Source organism: Streptomyces sp. MBT53, assembly GCF_016654115.1.
Taxonomy (GTDB): Bacteria; Actinomycetota; Actinomycetes; order Streptomycetales; family Streptomycetaceae; genus Streptomyces.
Genome location: NZ_JAEQAZ010000001.1, coordinates 177,863 through 197,518 on the forward strand (window position 1 = coordinate 177,863; position 19,656 = coordinate 197,518).

19 protein-coding genes are annotated in these 19,656 nt (G+C 70.7%); 5 read left to right on the forward strand and 14 right to left on the reverse strand.

The window, feature by feature from the left end; all coding sequences use genetic code 11:
* Window positions 1–109: 109 nt before the first annotated feature.
* Together JHN45_RS00860 and JHN45_RS00865 are read left to right on the forward strand one after the other, a co-directional pair.
* Entirely contained in the window at window positions 110–1,099 is a 990-nt protein-coding gene (locus JHN45_RS00860; protein WP_236583021.1) for a CoA transferase, read from the forward strand.
* 14 nt (window positions 1,100–1,113) lie between these two features.
* The gene (locus JHN45_RS00865; protein ID WP_307783013.1) at window positions 1,114–2,343 is read left to right on the forward strand and encodes an amidohydrolase family protein; all 1,230 of its coding nucleotides are present in this window, start codon (window positions 1,114–1,116) and stop codon (window positions 2,341–2,343) included.
* A 3-nt stretch (window positions 2,344–2,346) separates the two neighbouring features.
* On the opposite strand, the gene JHN45_RS00870 is transcribed toward JHN45_RS00865, so the two are convergent.
* The 12 genes from JHN45_RS00870 to JHN45_RS00925 all read right to left on the reverse strand — a co-directional run bounded on the left by JHN45_RS00870 (window position 2,347) and on the right by JHN45_RS00925 (window position 14,886).
* Window positions 2,347–3,072, reverse strand: a complete 726-nt coding sequence (locus tag JHN45_RS00870; RefSeq protein WP_201047603.1) for an SDR family NAD(P)-dependent oxidoreductase — start codon at window positions 3,070–3,072, stop codon at window positions 2,347–2,349.
* A 46-nt stretch (window positions 3,073–3,118) separates the two neighbouring features.
* Window positions 3,119–4,267 carry an acyl-CoA dehydrogenase family protein gene (locus JHN45_RS00875; RefSeq protein ID WP_201047577.1) on the reverse strand — a complete coding sequence of 383 codons (1,149 nt, stop codon included), beginning with the start codon at window positions 4,265–4,267 and terminating at the stop codon, window positions 3,119–3,121.
* Window positions 4,268–4,278: 11 nt separating this feature from the next.
* On the reverse strand, window positions 4,279–5,427 hold the full coding sequence (locus JHN45_RS00880) for a thiolase family protein (RefSeq protein WP_201047578.1): 1,149 nt from the start codon (window positions 5,425–5,427) through the stop codon (window positions 4,279–4,281).
* Window positions 5,427–6,248: an enoyl-CoA hydratase/isomerase family protein gene (locus JHN45_RS00885; protein ID WP_201047579.1), complete on the reverse strand. Its 822-nt coding sequence runs from the start codon at window positions 6,246–6,248 to the stop codon at window positions 5,427–5,429. The genes JHN45_RS00880 and JHN45_RS00885 overlap by 1 nt, the downstream gene beginning before the upstream one ends.
* Window positions 6,245–7,444: a CaiB/BaiF CoA-transferase family protein gene (locus JHN45_RS00890; protein ID WP_201047580.1), complete on the reverse strand. Its 1,200-nt coding sequence runs from the start codon at window positions 7,442–7,444 to the stop codon at window positions 6,245–6,247. The genes JHN45_RS00885 and JHN45_RS00890 overlap by 4 nt, the downstream gene beginning before the upstream one ends.
* Window positions 7,445–7,447: 3 nt before the next feature.
* Entirely contained in the window at window positions 7,448–9,031 is a 1,584-nt protein-coding gene (locus JHN45_RS00895) for a FadD3 family acyl-CoA ligase (protein ID WP_201047581.1), read from the reverse strand.
* Window positions 9,032–9,046: 15 nt separating this feature from the next.
* Window positions 9,047–10,186, reverse strand: coding sequence for an acyl-CoA dehydrogenase family protein (locus JHN45_RS00900; RefSeq protein WP_201047582.1), 1,140 nt, complete (start codon window positions 10,184–10,186; stop codon window positions 9,047–9,049).
* Entirely contained in the window at window positions 10,183–11,154 is a 972-nt protein-coding gene (locus tag JHN45_RS00905) for an acyl-CoA dehydrogenase family protein (protein WP_201047583.1), read from the reverse strand. The genes JHN45_RS00900 and JHN45_RS00905 overlap by 4 nt, the downstream gene beginning before the upstream one ends.
* A 2-nt stretch (window positions 11,155–11,156) precedes the next feature.
* The gene (locus JHN45_RS00910) at window positions 11,157–11,957 is read right to left on the reverse strand and encodes an enoyl-CoA hydratase/isomerase family protein (RefSeq protein WP_200711246.1); all 801 of its coding nucleotides are present in this window, start codon (window positions 11,955–11,957) and stop codon (window positions 11,157–11,159) included.
* Window positions 11,958–12,052: 95 nt separating this feature from the next.
* Entirely contained in the window at window positions 12,053–12,853 is an 801-nt protein-coding gene (locus JHN45_RS00915) for a FadR/GntR family transcriptional regulator (protein WP_201047604.1), read from the reverse strand.
* A 98-nt stretch (window positions 12,854–12,951) separates the two neighbouring features.
* On the reverse strand, window positions 12,952–13,719 hold the full coding sequence (locus JHN45_RS00920; protein ID WP_201047584.1) for an SDR family NAD(P)-dependent oxidoreductase: 768 nt from the start codon (window positions 13,717–13,719) through the stop codon (window positions 12,952–12,954).
* On the reverse strand, window positions 13,720–14,886 hold the full coding sequence (locus JHN45_RS00925) for an acyl-CoA dehydrogenase family protein (RefSeq protein WP_201047585.1): 1,167 nt from the start codon (window positions 14,884–14,886) through the stop codon (window positions 13,720–13,722).
* Window positions 14,887–15,006: 120 nt separating this feature from the next.
* Here JHN45_RS00925 and JHN45_RS00930 point away from each other — a divergent pair, with 120 nt between their 5' ends.
* From JHN45_RS00930 to JHN45_RS00940, 3 genes are all read left to right on the forward strand, one after another.
* A complete protein-coding gene (locus JHN45_RS00930; RefSeq protein WP_200711250.1) occupies window positions 15,007–15,390 on the forward strand; it encodes a DoxX family protein in 384 nt (127 codons plus the stop codon).
* Window positions 15,387–15,854 (forward strand): peroxiredoxin, encoded by a 468-nt coding sequence (locus tag JHN45_RS00935; protein ID WP_307783014.1) that lies wholly within the window; start codon window positions 15,387–15,389, stop codon window positions 15,852–15,854. The genes JHN45_RS00930 and JHN45_RS00935 overlap by 4 nt, the downstream gene beginning before the upstream one ends.
* A 64-nt stretch (window positions 15,855–15,918) precedes the next feature.
* Complete coding sequence (locus tag JHN45_RS00940) at window positions 15,919–18,258, forward strand: SpoIIE family protein phosphatase (protein WP_201047586.1); 2,340 nt, start codon at window positions 15,919–15,921, stop codon at window positions 18,256–18,258.
* A gap of 8 nt (window positions 18,259–18,266) precedes the next feature.
* Here JHN45_RS00940 and JHN45_RS00945 read toward each other — a convergent pair whose 3' ends face one another.
* Window positions 18,267–18,704: a cupin domain-containing protein gene (locus tag JHN45_RS00945; RefSeq protein ID WP_201047587.1), complete on the reverse strand. Its 438-nt coding sequence runs from the start codon at window positions 18,702–18,704 to the stop codon at window positions 18,267–18,269.
* Window positions 18,705–18,802: 98 nt separating this feature from the next.
* Window positions 18,803–19,633, reverse strand: a complete 831-nt coding sequence (locus tag JHN45_RS00950) for an aldo/keto reductase (protein ID WP_201047588.1) — start codon at window positions 19,631–19,633, stop codon at window positions 18,803–18,805.
* Between the last annotated feature and the right edge of the window lie 23 nt (window positions 19,634–19,656).

Consider the following 19,656-nt stretch of genomic DNA (forward strand, 5'->3'; position numbering starts at 1 on the left):
CCTCCAGGCGTGGACCGGAGTGTAATTTGAGATCACCTGTGGAGAGAAGGGGGTTCGACTCGTGGAGAATCACGCTCTCCGCGCATGGATGGGCACTGTCGAGCCTTACATGGCCCCTCTCGCTGACGTCGCCCGCTCGTTCACCGATCTGACGGGCGTACCGGTGGATCTGCCGAGCGCACTGTTCCTCCGGGCCCAACTGGCCGGTCTGGAACGCCCGGGAAGGATCTCGGCCAACGGCTCCTGCCACCTCCTCCGAGCCGCCGACGGCTGGACCGCCGTGAACCTGGCCCGCCCCGACGACCTCGCCGCCGTACCCGCACTGCTGGCGTTGCTCGGCTCGCCAGGTGAGCCCAGGGGTCGTCTGGATGCGGCCGTACGACGGGTCGCGGCTGCCGAAGCGGCGGAGGCCGCGCAGCTGCTGGATATGGCCGCTGCGGTACCCGGATCGGTGACCCCGGACGCACGTCCTGCGGTGCGCGCCGAGCAGTGGGGCGAGCGGCGTGTGCGAGCCATGGCCGATCTGCGGATTGTGGACTTCTCCGCGCTCTGGGCGGGGCCGTTGTGCGCGCGGTTGCTCGGGCTGGCGGGCGCGCGGGTGGTGAAGGTGGAGAGCGCGACCCGACCGGACGGCGCGCGCCTCGGGTCGCCCGCCTTCTACCGCTGGCTGCACGACGGCCACGACAACGTGGTGGTGGATTTCGCCCCCGGTGCGCTGGACGAACTCGTGGCCGAGGCCGACATCGTCATCGAGGCCTCACGACCCCGCGCGTTGCGCCGACTCGGCCTTCGCGCCGAGGAGTTCCTCGCCGCCCGCCCCGGCCGGGTCTGGGTCGGCATCACCGGCTACGGACGGGAGAACGACCGCATCGCTTTCGGAGACGACGCTGCCGTCGCCGGCGGCCTGACCGGCCTCGACCCGAACGGTGACCCCGTCTTCCTCGGCGACGCACTCGCCGACCCCGTCACCGGCGTCTTCGCCGCCCACGCCGCGGCCCGCTCCCTCGCCAGCGGCGGCGGAGAACTCCTCTGCGTCTCCATGGCCGCCTGCGCCGCGACCCTCGCCGAGACGCACACACCGGTCCGCCCGCCGTGCTGATCAGGAACGTGGAGGTGGTGGGCCACAGAGCGGCGGTGGACGTACGGATCGAAGGCGGGCGGATCGCCGAGATCGGGCCCGGGCTGCCGGGGCGCGGTGAAGTGGACGGTCGGGGCGGTGCGTTGCTGCCCGGTCTGCACGACCACCACGTCCACCTCGCGGCGCTGGCCGCCGAAGCCGCCTCCGTGCGCGTCGGACCGACAGACGTCCGGGACCGTACGGCGTTCGCGGCGGCCTTGGCGAGTGGGCCGCAGGGGGAGTGGGTGCGGGCCGTCGGCTACCACGAAAGCGTGGCGGGGGAGTTGGACCGGTGGACGCTGGACGCGCTGGTCCCCGATCGGCCGGTGCGGGTGCAGCATCGCACCGGCGCGCTGTGGGTGTGGAACAGCGCCGCGCTCCGGGCGGCCGGGCTGGACGGCGACGGACGGTTCTGGCGCGAGGACGAGCGGCTGCGCGGGTTCGTGCCGCCCATACGGCTGGATCTGGAGGGCGTGGGGCGGCGGGCGGCGGCACTCGGCGTCACCGGGTTCACCAACGCCGACCCGCACCCGGCCGCCGGGCTCACCCAGCTGCTGTCGGTCCTCCCGCAACGCCTCCTGGTGATGGGCGTCGACGAGCCTGTGAAGCTGATGCTCGACGATCCGACGCTCCCCACACCGGCCCAACTCGCTGGCACCATAGGGGAGATCAGACCCAGACCGGTCGCCGTGCACTGCGTGACCCGGGTGCAGTTGCTGGTGACGCTGCTCGCCCTGGACGAGGTGGGCCCGGCCGACGGCGACCGGATCGAGCACGGGTCGGTCATCCCGGCCGAGACGATCCCGTGGCTGCGACGACTAGGGGTGACGGTGGTGACCCAGCCCCACTTTCCCGCCGAACGGGCCGCCGCGTACGCCACCGACGTGGACCCCGACGACCGCCCCCACCTCTACCGCTGCCGCACCCTGACCGAGGCCGGCATCCCCCTCGCCGCGGGCACCGACGCGCCCTACGGCACCTCGGACCCCTGGGCGGTCATGCGGGCGGCGACCGAACGGGTCGACGGCGAGCGGCTCCGACCAGAGGCTGCGCTACGGCTGTTCACCGGCGAGCCCCAACACCCAGCCCGGACAAGACGGTTGGCGGTGGGCGCGGTCGCCGACCTGTGCCTGCTCCATGTACCGCTGCGCGAGGCCCTCAACGCGTTGTCCGGTGAACTGGTCCGCGCCGCATACGTGTCCGGCCGCCCTATCACGCCCGTATGACCTCTACACGCTGTACCCGCCGTCGACTCCCAACGCCTGCCCGGTGATGAACCCCGCCCGGTCCGAGGCGAGGAACGCGACCGCCTCCGCGATGTCGGTCGCATCGCCGAAGCGGCGCATCGGGATGTTGCGCCGGGTGACTGCGAGGGCGTCCTCGTCGAGTTCGCCGGAGCTGATCAGACGACCGGCGATACCGTCGTTGAGCATGCCGGGTGCCACGCAGTTCACGCGGACGCCGTAGCGGCCCTCCTCGGCGGCCAGTGCCCGGGCCACCGCCTCGACCGCGCCCTTCGCGCCCGACGACAGCCCGTCCCGTACGGGGAAGCGGCGGGTGGCGACGGTCGTCACGGCGACGATGTTGCCCCGGCCCTCGCGCAGCAGCGGCAGCGCGGGATGGACGAGGTTGAAGAACGCCACGGCGTCGCCTTCGAGTTGGGCGCGGTACTCGCTCGGCGAGACCCTGCTCAGGTGCCTCATCGGTACATGCGGGCCCGCCGCGTACACGAGCGTGTGGATGCCTCCGGGTGCCTCCGTCACGGCCTCGGCCGTGGCGGCCTCGTCGGTCAAGTCCAGCCGTATCGCCCGCACTTGACGGCCCAGCTTCCTCGCCTCGGCGGCTACGGCGTCCGCCGCTTCCTGGTTGGCCCGGTACGTGAGGACGATGTCGCTGCCCCGTTCGGCGAGGAGTCGTACGACCGCCGCCCCGATACCGCCCGAGCCGCCCGCCACGAACGCGACACCTGGTCTGCTGGAGAAGTCCGGCACCGTAACCGCCTCACAATCCGAGGGACTTGGCGATGATGACCTTCATGACCTCGCTGGTTCCGGCGTAGATGCGGGTGATGCGCGCGTCCGCGTAGAGCCGGGCGATGGGGTATTCCAGCATGTAGCCGTAGCCGCCGAACAGTTGCAGACAGCGGTCGACCGCGCGGGCCTGCATCTCGGTGCAGAAGAGCTTGACCTTGGCGGCGTCCGGCCCGCTCAGTTCACCGGCGACGAGTTCGAGCACCGCCCGGTCGAGCATGGCCTGTGCGGCCTCGACCTCGGCTGCCACGGCGGCGAGTTCGAACTTGGTGTTCTGGAAGGAGGCGACCGTTTTCCCGAACGCCTTGCGCTCCTTGACGTACGCGATCGTCGTGTCCAGGGCCGCCCGCGCCTGCGCGACCGAACCCACCGCCACCGTCATCCGCTCCTGCGGGAGGTTGTGGCCGAGATAGCCGAACGCGGCACCCTCCTCGCCGAGCCGGTTGGCGACCGGGACCCGCACGTCGTCGAAGGCCAGCTCCACCGTGTCCTGCACCTTGATGCCCAGCTTGTGCAGTACCCGGCCCCGAGTGAAACCGGGCATGCCGTCCTCGACGACCAGCAGGGTGAGCCCGGCGCGGCGGTTGTCCGGGTCGGTAGACGTACGGGCCACGACGATCACCAGGTCGGCGAGGAGGCCGCCGGTGATGAAGGTCTTCGCACCGTTGAGAATGTACGAGTCCCCGTCGCGCACGGCGGTCGTACGGATCCCGGCGAGATCCGAGCCTGTGCCCGGCTCGGTCATCGCGATGGCCGTCAGCAGCTTTCCGGAGGCCAGACCGGGGAACCAGCGCTCGCGCTGCTCCCGGTCGGCGTAGGTGAGGAAGTACGGCAGGACGACGTCGAGTTGGGTGCGGACGGTACCCAACGTGACCAGGGCGCGGGCCGATTCCTCCTGGAGGACGACGTTGTAGCGGTAGTCGTCGAGGCCCGCTCCGCCGTACTCCTCGGGGACCGCCGTGCCCAACAGGCCCAGCGAGCCCAGCTGTTCGAAGAGCATGCGGGGGAGTCGGCCGGCCTCCTCCCACTCGGAGTAGTGCGGGACGACCTCCTTGGCGACGAAGTCCCTGGCGAGCCGACGGAATGCCTCGTGGTCGTCGGTGAAGACGTCTCGGCGCACAACATCCCCTGTCAGGAAGCGAGTTCGACGACGGTGGCGTTGGCGGTGCCGCCGCCCTCGCACATGGTCTGCAGGCCGTAGCGGATCCCGTGGTCCCGCATGTGGTGGAGCATGCGCGTCATCAGGACGGCACCCGACGCGCCGAGCGGATGCCCGAGCGCTATGGCGCCCCCGAGCGGGTTGAGGAGGGCCGGGTCCGCTCCGGTCTCGGCCAACCAGGCGAGCGGGATCGGCGCGAAGGCCTCGTTGACCTCGACGACGCCCACTTCGGAGAGTGCCACTCCGGCCTTGCGGAGCACCTTCTCGGTCGCGGGGATCGGCCCGGTCAGCATCAGGACCGGATCGGAACCGGTGACCACGCCCGCCCGGTAGCGCGCGATCGGCGTCAGCCCCAGCTCACGGGCCTTCTCCGGAGTGGTCACCAGCAGGGCCGCCGCACCGTCGGAGATCTGCGAGGAGTTGCCCGCGTGGATCACCCCGTCCTCCTGGAAGGACGGTTTCAGCTTCGCGAGAGTGGCGCTGCTCGTCCCTCGCCGGATGCCTTCGTCCAGGGTCACGGTGTCGCCCTTGTCGTCGGTCACCGGCACGATCTGCGCGTCGAACGCCCCGCCGTCCTGCGCGGCCGCCGCCCGCTCGTGCGACAGCGCGGCGAACTCGTCGAGGACACCCCGGCCCAGTCCCCACTTCCGCGCGATCAGCTCGGCCGAGACGCCCTGGTTGAAGGAGAAGTCCTCGTAACGGGCGAGGACTTGGGGACCGTACGGCATCCCGCCGGCCCGGGAGGCCCCGAGCGGCACCCGGCTCATCACCTCGACGCCGCCCGCCACCACGACGTCCTGCTGGCCGGACATGACCGCCTGGGCGGCGAAGTCCAGGGCCTGCTGGCTCGATCCGCAGGCCCGGTTCACCGTGGTCCCAGGAATGGTCTCGGGCCAGCCCGCGGCCAGTACCGCGTAGCGGCCGATGTTGCTCGACTGGTCGCCGAGCTGGCCCACGCAGCCCCACACCACGTCGTCCACGACCTCGGGATCCAGGCCCGTACGGTCGACGAGGGCCCGGAGGACGACGGCGGAGAGGTCGGCCGCGTGCACGCCGGCCAGACCGCCGTTCCGCTTGCCGACGGCGGTCCGGACCGCCTCGACCACCACTGCCTCACGCATTACGTCTCCTTTGTCGTTCTGGGCGCGGCTGTTCCCGGCACCGCCCAGCGCCCCGTGTAGCGAGGCGGACGCTTCTCCACGAAGGCCGCGTACGCCTCCGGGACGTCCGCCGTGGCGAAGTTCATGGCCTGCGACCGCGCCTCACCGGCAAGGGCCTCGCGCAGGGTGCGATCGGCGTTCTCGTTGAGGAGCGCCTTGTTCTGCGCGAGAGCCACCGGGGCCCCGGCGACCAGTCGGGCGGTCAGGTCGTCCACGTAGGCGTCGATCTTGTCGGTGTCCACGACCCAGGTCACCAGGTTCAGCGCGCGGGCCTCCTCGGCGTCGATCGTCTCGGCCAGCAGCACGAGCCGTTTCGCCTGCTGCAACCCCACCAGCTTCGGCAACAGCCACGAGCCGCCGCAGTCCAGGGACAGGGCACGGCGCGCGAAGATCTGCGAGAACGTGCTGTCCGGGGTGGCCACGACGAAGTCACAGCCCAGGGCGAGATTCCAGCCCGCGCCGACCGCCACGCCCTGCACCTTGGCGATCGTGGGGATCGGCAACTCGTGCAGCAGCAGCGTGACTTCGGTCAGAGTCCGCATCCGGTAGAGGGGATGCTCGTCGCTGACGCCCTTGCGGATGTCGGCCCCGGAGCAGAACGCACCGCCCGCACCGGTCAACACCAGCGCACGTACCGTACGGTCGCGGCCCGCAGCGGAGAGCGCAGTGCGCAGCGCGTCCCACAGTTCGGCGTCGATCGCGTTCTTGCGCTCCGGCCGGTTCAGCGTCAGCGTCCGAACGCCGTCGGCGTCGCTCGTCAGAAGCACCGGCGGCCCGCTCATCGCACCGCTCCCTGTGCCCGGAGAACGGCGATCTCCTCGCCCGTGAGGCCGAGTTCGGTGAGTACGGCGTCGGTGTGCTGGCCGAGCGCGGGAATCGCGCCCATCGGTGGGTCGTACCCGGCGATGACCGGGGGTGGCAGCAGCGCCGGTACCGGACCGGACGGTGTGTCGATCTCCCGCCACCGGTTGCGCGCCTGGAGATGCGGGTGGGCGATGACGTCACTGGTCGTGTTGTAACGGGAGTTGCCGATCCCGGCCGCGTCCGCGCGGTCCTGTACGTACGCGAGGTCGTGCCGTGCGCACCAGGCGCTGATCTCCGGCTCCAGCAGGTCGCGGTGTTCCACCCGCCCCGCGTTGCTCCGGAAGCGGGGATCGTCCGCGAGGTCGGGCCGGTCGAGCAACTCCCGTGCCAGGCGCTGCCATTCACGGTCGTTCGTCGTCCCGAGGATCACGGTGTGGCCGTCGGCGGTGCGATGGGCGCCGTACGGTGCCACGGCGGGCGAACTCAGGCCGAGCGGCTGCTGCTCGACCCCGGAGTGCTGGGTGTAGGTGAGCGGATAGCCCATCAGTTCCGTCATCGTGTCGAACAGGCTCACCGCGACGGACGAGGCAGCGGGACCCACCCCGCGTTCCCTGCCGCAGAGCAGCGCGACGACCGACAGCGCCGCGTACAGGCCGCTGGACACATCGGCCATCGGCGGGCCTGGTTTGGCCGGTGCTCCCGGGTGCCCGGTCACCGAGCAGGCGCCCGACTCGGCCTGCACGAGCAGGTCGTAGGCCCGCTTGTGGGAGAGCGGGCCACCGGGGCCGTAGCCGTCGATCTCGACGGCGATCAGCTCGGGGTGACGGGTCGTCAAGTCGCCGGGGGAGATGCCGAGTTTGGCCGTGGTGCCGGGTGTGAGGTTGGAGACGAGGACGTCGGCGCGCTCCAGCAGCCGGTGCAACACGCCCATGCCGCCGGGTGACTTGAGGTCCAGGGCCACCGACTCCTTGCCCCGGTTGACCCACACGAAGTGCGCCCCGAGTCCCTTGACGACGTCGTCGTAGTGGCGGGCGAAATCCCCGCCCTGGGGGTTCTCGACCTTGATCACGCGGGCGCCGAAGTCGCCGAGCGTGCGGGTGCACATGGGAGCTGAGATCGCCTGCTCCAAAGCGACCACGGTGATTCCGGCCAGCGGCCCGGTCGTTGTCGTCATCACTCAGCCCACGGCCGTGAAACTGGCACGGAGCTCGTCCTTCAGTACCTTCTGGCTCGCGTTGCGCGGGAGTTGGTCGACGAAGCGGACATGCCGGGGGACCTTGAAGTTCGCCATGTTCTCGCGGGCCCAGGCGATGATCTCGGGCTCGGTCGTCGGGTGCTCCGGGGCCGCGACGACGAACGCGCAGCCGACCTCGCCGAGGCGTTCGTCGGGAACGCCGATCACGGCGACCTGCTGGACGCTCTCGCAGCCGAGAAGCAGCTTCTCGATCTCGGCCGGATAGGCGTTGAAGCCGCCCACGATGTACAGCTCCTTCTTGCGGTCGACGATGGCGAGGTTGCCGTCGTCGTCGAGCCGTCCGATGTCCCCGGTGTGCAGCCAGCCCTCGGCGTCGATCGTCGAGGCGGTGGCATCGGGGTCGTCCCAGTAGCCGCGGGTGACGTTGAAGCCGCGCACGAGGATCTCGCCGTCGAGCCCGATCGGGACGTCGAGCCCGTCATCGGCGACGATCCGGACCTGAACACCGGGAATGGCGCTCCCCGTGGTGTGCGCGACCGTCTCCTCCGAGTCCCCGACCCGGGTCGTGGTCACCAGCGCGGTGGACTCGGTGAGGCCGTAGGCGCTCATCACGATGTCGAACGACAACTCCGTCTTCATGGCCCGGATCAGCGATTCCGGGATCGTCGTACCGCCTGTCATGGAGACCCGGAGCGAGGCCAGGTCGTGCTCGGCGCGGGCCGGGTGGTTGACCAGGTCGTGGAAGATCGTCGGCGGGCCGAGGAGGATGCTCACCCGCTCCCGGGCGATGAGGTCCAGTGCCCGCCCCGCGTCGAAGACGGCCATCGGTATGACGGTCACCCCGTGCATCAGGGAGGCCAGCCACCCCGCCTTGTATCCGAAGCAGTGGAAGAACGGCGGGATCACGAGGAAGGTGTCGGACTCCCGGAACGTGTACTCCTCCGCCATCCACCCGTAGGCGCGCAGGGACTGGCCGTGCGTGAGCATCACGCCCTTGGGGTGGCCCGTCGTGCCGGACGTGAACATCACGTCGGAGACGTCGTCCGGCGTCAGGCGGTCGATCGACTCATGGGCCGCGGAGGTCGAAATGCCCTCTCCCGCACCGAGGAAGTCGTTCCACGCCAGCTCGGCCGCCCCTTGCGGACCGAGAACCGACACCGTCTTGTGCAGGGCCGGCAGTTCCGGATCGGCCTTGCGCAGTTCGCCGATGTAGTCGTTGCCCAGGAAGGGCGAGGCGAACACGGCAGCCGCCTCCGACTTCCGCAGGATGTACGAGATCTCCTGCGCCTTGAACCGGGTGTTGAGCGGCACGAGTACGACCCCGGCGCCGTGGATCCCCAGCGCGGCGAAGATCCACTCCGCCGAGTTGGGGGCGCACAGCCCGACCCGGTCCCCGGGCTTGATGCCGAGCGCGATGGTGGCGCGGACCGCGTGGAGCATCTGGTCCTGCAGCTCCCGGAACGTCCAGCGGCGGTCCCCGTCGATGAGTGCCGTGGCGTCCCCGAAGCGTTCGGCGGCCAGCCTGATGACGTGGGGGATGCTCAGGAATTCGTCGTCGTAGCGCATCAGTTGGCTCCAGGGCTAGCCGTTCGAAGGGAGATGCAGGATCCGCTTGGCGATGATGTTCCGCTGGATCTGGGAGGTGCCGCCGTAGACGGAGGCCGCACGGGAGTAGAGGTAGTCGCCGAACAACTCGCCGCCCTCACCGGCCAGTTCGGCCGGGAACACCTCAAGTGCCGTGTCGTAGAGCCGCTGTTCGGTCCTCGTCATCAGCAGCTTGTCCACGGAGGACTCGGGACCGGCGACCTGTCCGGCGAGGCGTTCGGCGGTGCGGCGGCGGGCGTGCGCCACCAGGACCTCGTAGTCCACGACACACCGGCCGATACGCGACAGCAGCCCGTCGGGCAGACTGCCGCGCCGCTCGGCGGCGAAGCTCCGCAGCCGCTCGACGAGCAGCCCGTACTTCGAGATGTGCCCGGTGTCGAGAGCGTTGCGCTCGTACGACACCGTCGTCATCGCCAGTGCCCAGCCGACGCCCTCGGCGCCGACGCGCTCGGACTCCTCGATGCGGACGTCGTCGAGGAACAGCTCGCAGAACTCGTCGTCTCCGTTGGCCGCGCGCAGCGGACGTACCGTCACGCCGGGGCGGTCCAGGGGCAGGACGAACGCCGAGATCGACTTGTGGGCCGGTGCCGAGCGGTCGGTGCGGGCCAACAGCAGGCACAGGCCGGAGTACTGGGCGTAGCTGGTCCACAGCTTCTGGCCGCGCACCGTGTAGTGGCCGTCGTGCCGCTCGGCGAAGGTGCTCATGCCCGCCAGGTCCGAGCCGGCTCCCGGCTCGCTGAAGCCCTGGCACCACACCTCGTCACCGGCCAGCATCCGTGGCAGGAACCGCAGTCGTTGCTCCTCCGAGCCGAACTCCAGCAGAGCGTGGGCGAGATAGCCGATCCGGGGGACGCCCGGGGCCCGGCAGGCGCCGAGTTCGTCACTGATCGCGACCTGGTGCAGCGCGGTCAGGCCCCGGCCGCCGTAGCGCTCCGGGACGTCCAGGCCGACCCAGCCGCCCGAGTGCAGCAGTTGGTGCCAGCGGTGCAGGAAGACCGGGACCGGTTCGCCCGACTCCCTTTCGGGGAGCGGGTGTTGGGCCAGCCAGGCGCGGAACTCGTGGCGCAACCGGTCCAGGTCGGCCGGGTCGCCGAAGTCCAGCGGAGTGTCGGTCATCGCGGCACCTCCGGTGCGGCCAGCGCGGGGAGCAGGTCGTCCGTCGTGGCGAGCAGCGTGGCGCCCAGCCGCACTTTGCGCAGATACAGGTGCGCGATGTGCTCCCAGGTCTGGGCGATACCGCCGAAGACCTGCATCCCGGCGTACACCGCCTCCAGCGCCGAGGAGTTGACCTCCGCCTTGGCGACGCGCGCCGCCGTCAGGGCCCGCTCCGGCGGCTCGTTGTCGAGAGACCAGGCCGCGTAGCGCGTGACACTGGTGCCCGCCTCCACCAGGACCGTCGCGTCGGTGAGGAGATGCTGTACGGCCTGGAAGGAGCCGATCGCCTGACCGTACTGGCGGCGGACGCGGGCGTATTGCACCGCCAGTTCCACGAACGAGCCCGCCGCGCCGACGAGTTCGGCGGTCACGAGGACGAGTGCGTAGGCCTGCCAGCGGAGTCGGTCCGGTTCCGTGAGACGACCGACGGTCTCCACGGGAGTGTCGGCCGGGACTGCGCGGATCGTGCGCAGCAGGTCGGTGCTCGGTGCCGTCGGGCCCAACTCGACCCGGGTGACCGTCCCGTCGGTGGTGACGCAGAGCGCGCTGTCGGCTCCCTCGCAGTCCCAGGCGACGAGATCCGCCGACTCCGGCCCGGGGAAGCGTAGTTCGCGGGTGAGCGCGACGGTGGGCGTCCCCGGCGAGGTGTCGTCGCCGAGCAACCGGAGCAGCTCCGGAGCGAGCAGGACCGTACCGAGCAGGGACGTGGTGAGCGGGTGGCGGCCGTGTTCCTCCGCGAGCAGTGCGCACTCCTGCGTGGTCGCCACCGGGGGAGACGTGCGTCGTAGATCTCGCAAACCCATGTCGTCCAGGGCCTGTTGGGCTGCCGAACGGGTCGCCGGCTTCAGCTCGTCGGCCGAGGTCACGCCGTGTCGGGGTGCGAGTGAGCGCACCATGTCGCGGACGAGGGCGAACTCCTCGCGCTCCACGCTCAGCGCTCCTCAGGGGGGTTCGCGCGCCGTTCGGCGCGGGCCGCGAGGTCGGTGATGATGCGGATGTGGTCGGGGTTGGTCATCGTGGCCCGCTCGGCCATCAGAGCCGCCTCCATTCCGCCGCGCGAGACCTGCTCGACGACGGCGGCGAGGGCCAGCTTGGTGGCGCGGAGGGCCTCGGCGGGCTGGGCCGCGAGCCGGTGGGCCAGGGCGAGCGCCTCGCTCATGAGGTCGTCGGGCGGGACCGTGCGGTTGGCGAGGCCGAACTCGACCGCCTTGGCCGCCGGGATGCGGTCCCCGGTGAAGAGGTACTCCTTCACCCGCAGCAGGCTGGTGAGCAGCGGCCACAGGGTGACTCCGCCGTCGCCCGCCACCAGGCCGACCGACACATGCGGGTCCGCGAAGTAGGCGTCCTCGGCGATCAGTACGAGATCGCAGGCCAGGGCGAGGCTGCAACCCAGGCCCACCGCGGGGCCGTTGACGGCGGCGATCACCGGCAGCGGGAAGCGGATCATCTCGGTCTGGATGGTGCGGTCGATCCGGATGGACCGCTCCCGCAACTCCGGGTCGGTGTGGTGCCGTAGGAGATGGTCGAAGTCGCCGCCCGCGCTGAACGCCCGTCCCGCGCCCGTGAGGACGACGGCCCGGGCCTTCGGGTCGTCCGCCAGTTCGCGCCACACCTCCGACAGTCGTCGGTGCAGCTCCTCGGACACGCCGTTCAGCCGGTCGGGGCGGTTCAGGGTGACGATGCGGACGTCTCCGTCGGCGGCCACGGTCAGCACGGAACTCACCTTGCTCATACCGCGATGGTATTAAAGGTCAGACCGAAACTGTCAATGGTGTTGCACGAAGAAGAGAATCACATTCTCATCTCCGGTGGGATCGGTTCTCGGCATCAGTTCTCGGGATCGGTCAGCTCCACGCCGTCCCGGCGGTCCACCTCGGCGGCGGCCCGGGCGAAGCCGCACACGTGGCGGGTCATACGGCGCATCGCCGCCTCGCTGTCGCCGTCCCTGATCGCCTCGGTGATCCGGGCGTGCGCGCGGGCCGTGAGCTTGCGGATGTCCGCGTCCATGAACTGCTCGATGTCGGTGGCCGCGTGGATCGACTGCGAGAGAGCGCTCATGAACCCGATGAGGAGCTCGTTCTCACCGGCCCTCGCCACGGCGTTGTGCCAGTGGATGTTGGCGCGCAGGAACCGCTGGATGTCGTCCCCCGCCGCCACCAACTCCGCGTGCGCGTCGTCCAGTTCCGCGAGGTCGGCGTCCGTCCGGCGCCTGGCCGCCAGCGCCGCGCAGGCCGGCTCGATCGCCTCCCGGGTCTCGTGCAGGTCCTCAAGGCGGATCCGCTGACCCCGGATCACCAACCGCACGGTGTTCGCGAGCGATTCACGCCCCGGCCGGTGCACGAAGGCGCCGCCCCCGCGCCCCGGCCGGATCTCCAGGAGCCGTTCGACCTCCAGGACGCGCAATGCCTCGCGCACCGTGGCCCGGCTCAGTCCCGTCTGTTCGACCAGTTGCCGTTCCGGCGGCAGCGCCATGCCCTCCGTGAACTCCCCGGAGAGGATCCGCTCGCGCACCTCCGCCGCCAGCACGTCCGAGGCCTTGGGAACGGTGAGCGTGTCGAAGCGCGGCCGGGGCTCACCGGCCGCGGCGCGCCCCCGGGCGGTGCGGGAAGGGTGCTCGGCGCTCTGCACAGGTTCGGGCCTCTCGTCGCAGGCCGCGCTCTTCGGCCTCTTTGGCTGAACCATTCAACACAGCACGCGCGCCCCCTGTCACATCACGGGACCGGCCGTCACATCACCATGCCGCCGTCCACCGGCAGCACCTGGCCGGTGATGAAGGAGGCCGCGTCCGAGGCGAGGAACACGAAACTGCCCGCGATCTCCGCCGGTTCCGCCCACCTGCCCAGCGGAATCCGGGCGAGCATCTGGGCCGCGAACTTCTCGTCGGTCCGGATGGTCTGCGTCATGGGCGTGGCCGCGAGCGGGGCGAGCGCGTTCACCAGCACGCGCCGGCGCGCCAGTTCGCGGGCCAGGGACTTGGTCAGTCCGACGATCCCGGCCTTGGCGGCCGAGTAGTTGACCTGGCCCAGCGTGCCGACCAGACCCGCCGACGAGGTGACGTTGATGATCCGCCCCTTCCCGTCGTCCGGGAGGAACGGCAGCGCGGCCTGCGCGCAGTGGAAGGTGCCCATGACGTGGATGTCGAGGACCAGGCGGAACGCCTCCTCCTCCAGCTTGTCGAACATGGCCGGGGCGATGACCCCGGCGTTGTTGACCAGGATGTGCAGCGTCCCGTCGGCGAGCGCCGCCGCGCGTGCCACGGCCGTATCGGCGGCGGACCGGTCCCGTACGTCGAGGGCGGCGCTGTCCGCCGTTAGGCCCGCCGCGTTGATCTTTCCGGCGACGGCCGCCGCGGCCGACTCGTCGACGTCGGTCACCAGCACCGCGGCGCCCGCGCGCGCCAGTGCCTCGGCGACGGCGGAACCGATGCCGCCCCCGGCGCCGGTGACCAGTGCCGACCGGCCCGTGAGGTCGAACAGCCCTGTGCTCTCGGTCATTCAGTAGCTCCTCGGGAGTCCCAGCGTGTGCGATCCCAGGTAGTTCAGGATCATTTCCTGACTGATCGGTGCGATGCGCATGAGGCGGGCCTCGCGGAAGTAGCGGGACACGCCGTACTCCTCGGAGTAGCCCATGCCCCCGTGGGTCTGCAGGGCCCGGTCGGCGGCCGTGAACCCGGCGTCCGCGCACAGGTACTTGGCGGTGTTCGCCTCCCGCCCGCAGGGCTTCCCGTTGTCGTACAGCCAGGTCGCCTTGCGCAGCACGAGTTCGGCCGCGTCGAGGCGGGCCAGGGAGTCCGCGAGGGGGAACTGGATGCCCTGGTTCATGCCGATCGGGCGGCCGAAGACGACCCGCTCCTTGGCGTACCGCACCGCCTTGTCGAGCGAGGCCCGGCCGATGCCCAGGGCCTCTGCCGCGATCAGCATGCGCTCCGGGTTGAGGCCGTCGAGGAGATAGCGGAAGCCCTGGCCCTCCTCGCCGACGCGGTCCTCGACGGGGATGCGCAGGTCGTCGATGAAGAGTTCGTTCGAGGTGACGGCGTTGCGGCCCATCTTCGGGATGGGGCGGATGTCGATCCGGTCGCGGTCGATGTCCGTCAGGAACAGGGTCATCCCGTCCGTCTTCTTGGCGACCTCGTCGGCCCTGCTGGTGCGGGTCAGGAGAAGGATCTTCTCCGACTCCATCGCCTTGGAGATCCACACCTTGCGGCCGTTCGCGACGTAGTGGTCGCCGTCCCGTCGCGCGTACGTCGTGATGCTCGCGGTGTCGAGTCCCGCGCCCGGTTCGGTGACGCCGAAACAGACGTGCAGATCGCCGTTGGCGATGCGCGGGAGGGTCCGGCGCTTCAGTTCCTGGGAGCCGTGCACCACCACGGGATGCATGCCGAAGATGGAGAGATGGATGGCGCTGGCCGCGTTCATGCCGCCGCCCGCCCGCGCCACCTCCTCGAGCAGCAGGCTCGCCTCGGTGATGCCTAGGCCGTGGCCGCCGTACTCCTCCGGGATCGTGATCCCGAGCCAGCCGCCGCCCGCGACGGTCTCGTAGAACTCCGTCGGGAACTCGTGCGCCTGGTCCTTCTCCATCCAGTACTGGTCGTCGAAGTCGCGCAGCAGTCCGGCGACGGACTTGCGGATCGTTTCCTGGTCCTCGGTCAGTTCGAAGTCCATGCACGGACCCTTCTCCGGTTCCGGCTGCGAAACATATCAAAGGTCAGACCGAAACTGTAGGGGACCGATAAGGGCCTACCGTCGAGTAATATCGCGCGGCAGGCCATCAGAGGAGGAACCGTGCCACGGTCCGAACGCTCGTCGCTGCTGCTCGCCGGACTGCTGGCGACCGCGGGGGTCGCCCACTTCGCCTCGCCGAAACAGTTCGACGCGACGATCCCGCGCGCCCTGCCGGGATCGCCCCGGACCTGGACCTACGCGAGCGGTGCCGTCGAACTGGCGCTCGCCGCCGGGATCGCCGTGCCGCGCACCCGGCGTACGGCCGCGCTGGCCGCGGCGGCGTTCTTCGTGGGCGTGTTCCCCGCCAATGTGCAGATGGCGATCGACTGGCGGGACCGCCCGGCCCCGCAGAAGGCGGCGGCCCTCGGACGACTGCCCCTGCAGATACCCCTCGTGCTGTGGGCCCGTAGTGTCGCCAAAAACAATGGGGAGGGACAATCGTGAGTGATCGCCTGAACGTCGGTGACAAGGTCGAGGACTTCACGCTGCCGGACGAGACCGGCGCGGAACGCAGCCTCATGGAACTGCTCGCCGAGGGGCCCGTGGTGCTCTTCTTCTACCCGGCGGCGCTGTCCGCCGGCTGCACCGCCGAGGCCTGCCACTTCCGTGATCTGGCCGCCGAGTTCGCGGCCGTCGGCGCCCGGCCCGTCGGCATCAGCGGCGACACGGTCGACAAGCAGCAGGAGTTCGCCGGGAAGAACGCCCTCGGCATGCCCCTCCTCTCGGACGTCGACGGGACGATCCGGGAGCGGTTCGGCGTGAAGCGCGGGTTCTCGCTCGCGCCCACCAAGCGGGCCACCTTCGTCATCGGCGAGGACCGCACCATCCTGGAGGTCGTCGCCAGCGAACTCCGTATGAACACCCACGCCGACCGCGCCCTCGCCGCACTGCGCGCCCACCGGAAGTGACACGGGGGCCGCAAATGCCGTAGCGCGGTTGATGCGATGCGGTACAGGGACCATCCTGGACGATATGGAGCAGGCCTCCGCCGCGGCGGTCATCGATGCCCGGGGCATCGTGACGGGGTGGAGCGAGGGTGCCCGGACGCTGACGGGATACCCGGCCGAGGAGGCCGTGGGCCGGTCGGTGGCGGCACTGCTCGCCGAACCCCCCGCCGCCACGTCCGTGGCCGCACTGGCCGGCCCGGTGGTCCTACGACACCGGGACGGCTCCCCGCTCCCGCTCACCGTGCGGGCCTGCGCGCTGCTCGGCGCGGACGGCGCACCGGACGGATACGTCCTCACCGCCGAACCCCCGCCCGAACCCGGCCCCACCCTCGCCGAGCAGGCCTTCGAGCAGGCGTCGATGTCCCTGTCCGTCTTCGACACCGGGCAGCGCTATCTCCGCGTCAACGACGTCGCCTGCCGTGTGATGGGAGTCCCGGAGGACGTCCTGATCGGCCGGTTCTTCCCGGAGACCGTCGAGGACGCCGAACACAGCCGGAGCTTCCTCCACAACCTGCGCCAGGTCGTCGAGACGGGCAGACCGGTCCGCTACGACAGCTGGGCGGGCGCCCCCGCCCTGAACCGGGAGCACGCCTGGAGCATCGAGATGTGGCCGCTCAGGGATCCCTCCGGCGAGCTGACGGCGGTCGCCCTCGCGGCCTTCGACAGCACCGAGCAGTACCTCGCCCGACAGCGGCTGGCCCTGCTGAACGAGGCGGCGACCTGCATCGGCACCACCCTCGACGTGGTGCGCACCGCCGAGGAACTGGTGGAGCTGCTGGTGCCCCGCTACGCCGACTTCGCCAGCGTCGACCTGCGGGACTGGGTGCTCGGCGCGGACGAACCGCCGACCGACCTGGGGGGCGAGGTCATCCTGCGCCGAGTCGCCCATGGGTCCGCCATCGAGGGCACGCCCGAGGCGGCGCTGCACCTGTCCGAGGCGGACGTCTACCCGCCGTACTCGCCGCCCGCGCGTGCGCTGAGGTCGGACCGGGCCGTCCTCAGCCAGGCGGGCGAACCCGACTTCGTCCGCTGGGTGGCGGAGCGCAACGCGCGCAGCCCCGCCGCGGCTTCGTACCGCAAGGGCGTCCACTCGATGATCGCGGTGCCGCTGCGGGCGCGCGGCACCACCCTCGGCGTCGCGGTGGGCGTCCGTATGGCGCACCCGGACGACTACGCGGAGGACGACGCCGTACTCGCCGAGGAGTTGGCCAGCCGGGCCGCCGTCTGCATCGACAACGCCCGCCGCTTCGCCCGCGAACGCAGCACGGCGCTGGCCCTGCAGCACACCCTGCTGCCCAGAGGCCTGCCCGGACAGGCCGCGGTCGAGGTGGCACACCGCTACCGGCCCTCCGGTTCGCTCGCGGGCATCGGCGGCGACTGGTTCGACGTGATCCCGCTGTCCGGCAGCCGAGTTGCCCTCGTCGTCGGTGACGTCGTCGGACACGGCATCGCCTCCTCGGCGACCATGGGCCGCCTCTGCACGGCCGTCCGCACGCTCGCCGACGTGGACCTCCCGCCCGACGAACTTCTCACCCACCTCGACGACTTGGTCACCCACCTCGCGACCGACGACACCGGCGACGAGGTCGCGGAACTCGGCGCGACCTGCCTCTACGCCGTCTACGACCCCGTCTCACGCCGCCTCACCATGGCCGCCGCCGGACATCCGCCGCCCGCCCTCGTCCTGCCCGACGGGACCGCGAGCCTCGTCTCCATGACGGCCGGACCACCGCTCGGAGTCGGCGGACTCCCTTTCGAGGCCGTCGAGTTGGAGCTGCCCGAGGGTGCCGTCGTCGCCCTGTACACGGACGGGCTGATCGAGGACCGGGACCGCGACGTCGACCACGCCACCGCCGAACTGTGCCGCGCGCTCACCGCCTCCGCCGAATCCCTGGACGCGCTGTGCGACTCGGTGCTGAAGGCCGTGATGCCGGAGGAACCGAGCGACGACGTGGCCCTGTTGCTGGCACGCACCCGCGCGCTGGGCGGCGACCGCGTCGCCACCTGGGACATCGAACCCGACCCCGAGCGCGTGGCCGGGGCCCGGCAGGCCGCCACCGACCAACTCGCCGCCTGGGGACTGGAGGAGGAGGCCTTCGTCACCGAACTCGTCGTCAGCGAACTGGTCACCAACGCCATCCGCTACGGCCAACCGCCCATCCAACTCCGCCTGATCCGCGACCGCGCCCTCATCTGCGAGGTCTCCGACGGCAGTTCGACCTCACCGCATCTGCGCCGCGCCCACGCCTACGACGAGGGCGGACGCGGACTTCTTCTCGTCGCCCAGCTCACCCAGCGCTGGGGCAGCAGACAGACCGGCAGCGGCAAGACGATCTGGGCGGAGCAGCCGCTGCCGCCGGACTGACGGGGGGCCTATTCGAAGGGGCAGCCGGGGTTCGGCGCGTCCTCGGAGAACGGCGATCCGTGCGGCAGGACGTACAGCACGTCCAGGACGAGCGGGGTCTTCCCCAGGTTGCGGCCGATGTGCACGTTGCCCGCCCCGGCCGGCTCCTGGATGGTGCTGCCCTTGCGGTAGACGCCGTCGGAGGCACAGCTGGAGTCGAAGTGGCTGAGCGTGCCCTCCTTGACGATTCCGTACAGGGGGCCGTCGTGGTAGTGCCAGCCGGTGGCCTGGCCGGGCGGGATGGTGATCTCGCGCACCGTGTAGTCGGTGTCGCCGATCGTGGTCTGGCTGATCAGCTTGGCGGTGACGCCGGGCCCGGCGGGGGTCGCCTGGGCGACGGTGCCGCCGGCCAGCAGGGCGGCGGTGGCCACCGCTCCGGTCACGGCGGTACGGAACGCGTTGCGCATACGAGGGCCTTCCGGTGAGATCGTGAGCCTCCGCCGTGAACATAGAGGCAGGGAAGGCGAGTTGGGGGTGGGAACACGCAACTTCCACCCCCGGATTCTCAGAATTCCTCGTGCGTTTCCGGGTCCCCGCCCAGTCGCTGCGGGGCGTGGTCGGAGAGGGCGGCGAGCTGGGCCGGGCCGAGTTCGAACCCGAAGATGTCGAGATTGGCGCGCTGCCGGTCCGGGTCGGCCGACTTGGGGATCGGGACGGCCCCGAGCTGGGTGTGCCAGCGCAGCACCACCTGTCCCGGGGTGACACCGAAGGCCTCCGCGACCGTCACGACGGTCGGGTCGTCGAGCAGCGCGGAACCGCGCCCGAGAGGGCTCCAGCTCTCGGTGAGAACGCCCTTCTCGGCACCGAAGGCACGCAGTTCGTCCTGCGGGAACAGCGGATGCAGCTCGATCTGGTTGACCGAGGGCAGTACGCCGGTCTCCTTCTCCAGCCGCTCGATGTGCCCGGGCGTGAAGTTGGAGACACCGATCGACCGGACGAGACCCTCCTCGCGGAGCTTGATCATCGCCTTCCACGAATCGACGTACTTGCCGACGCGGGGCAGCGGCCAGTGGATCAGATACAGGTCCACGTACTCGACGCCCAGCCGCGCCCGGGACTCCTCGAAGGACGCGAGGGTCTCGTCGTAGCCGTGGTGGCGGCCGGGCAGCTTCGTCGTCACGACGATCTCCTCGCGCGGCACACCGCTGCGGGCGACGCCCCGGCCGACGCCGGTCTCGTTGCGGTAGTTCGTCGCCGTGTCCACCAGGCGATAGCCCATGCGCAACGCGCCGTCGACGGCCTCCTCGGCCGTCGCGTCGTCCATCGGCCAGGTGCCCAGGCCGATGGCGGGGAGCTGCGTTCCGTCGTTGAGCGTGTGCGTCGGGATGCTGATCACGGTCGACCTTCCCTTGACTGTGC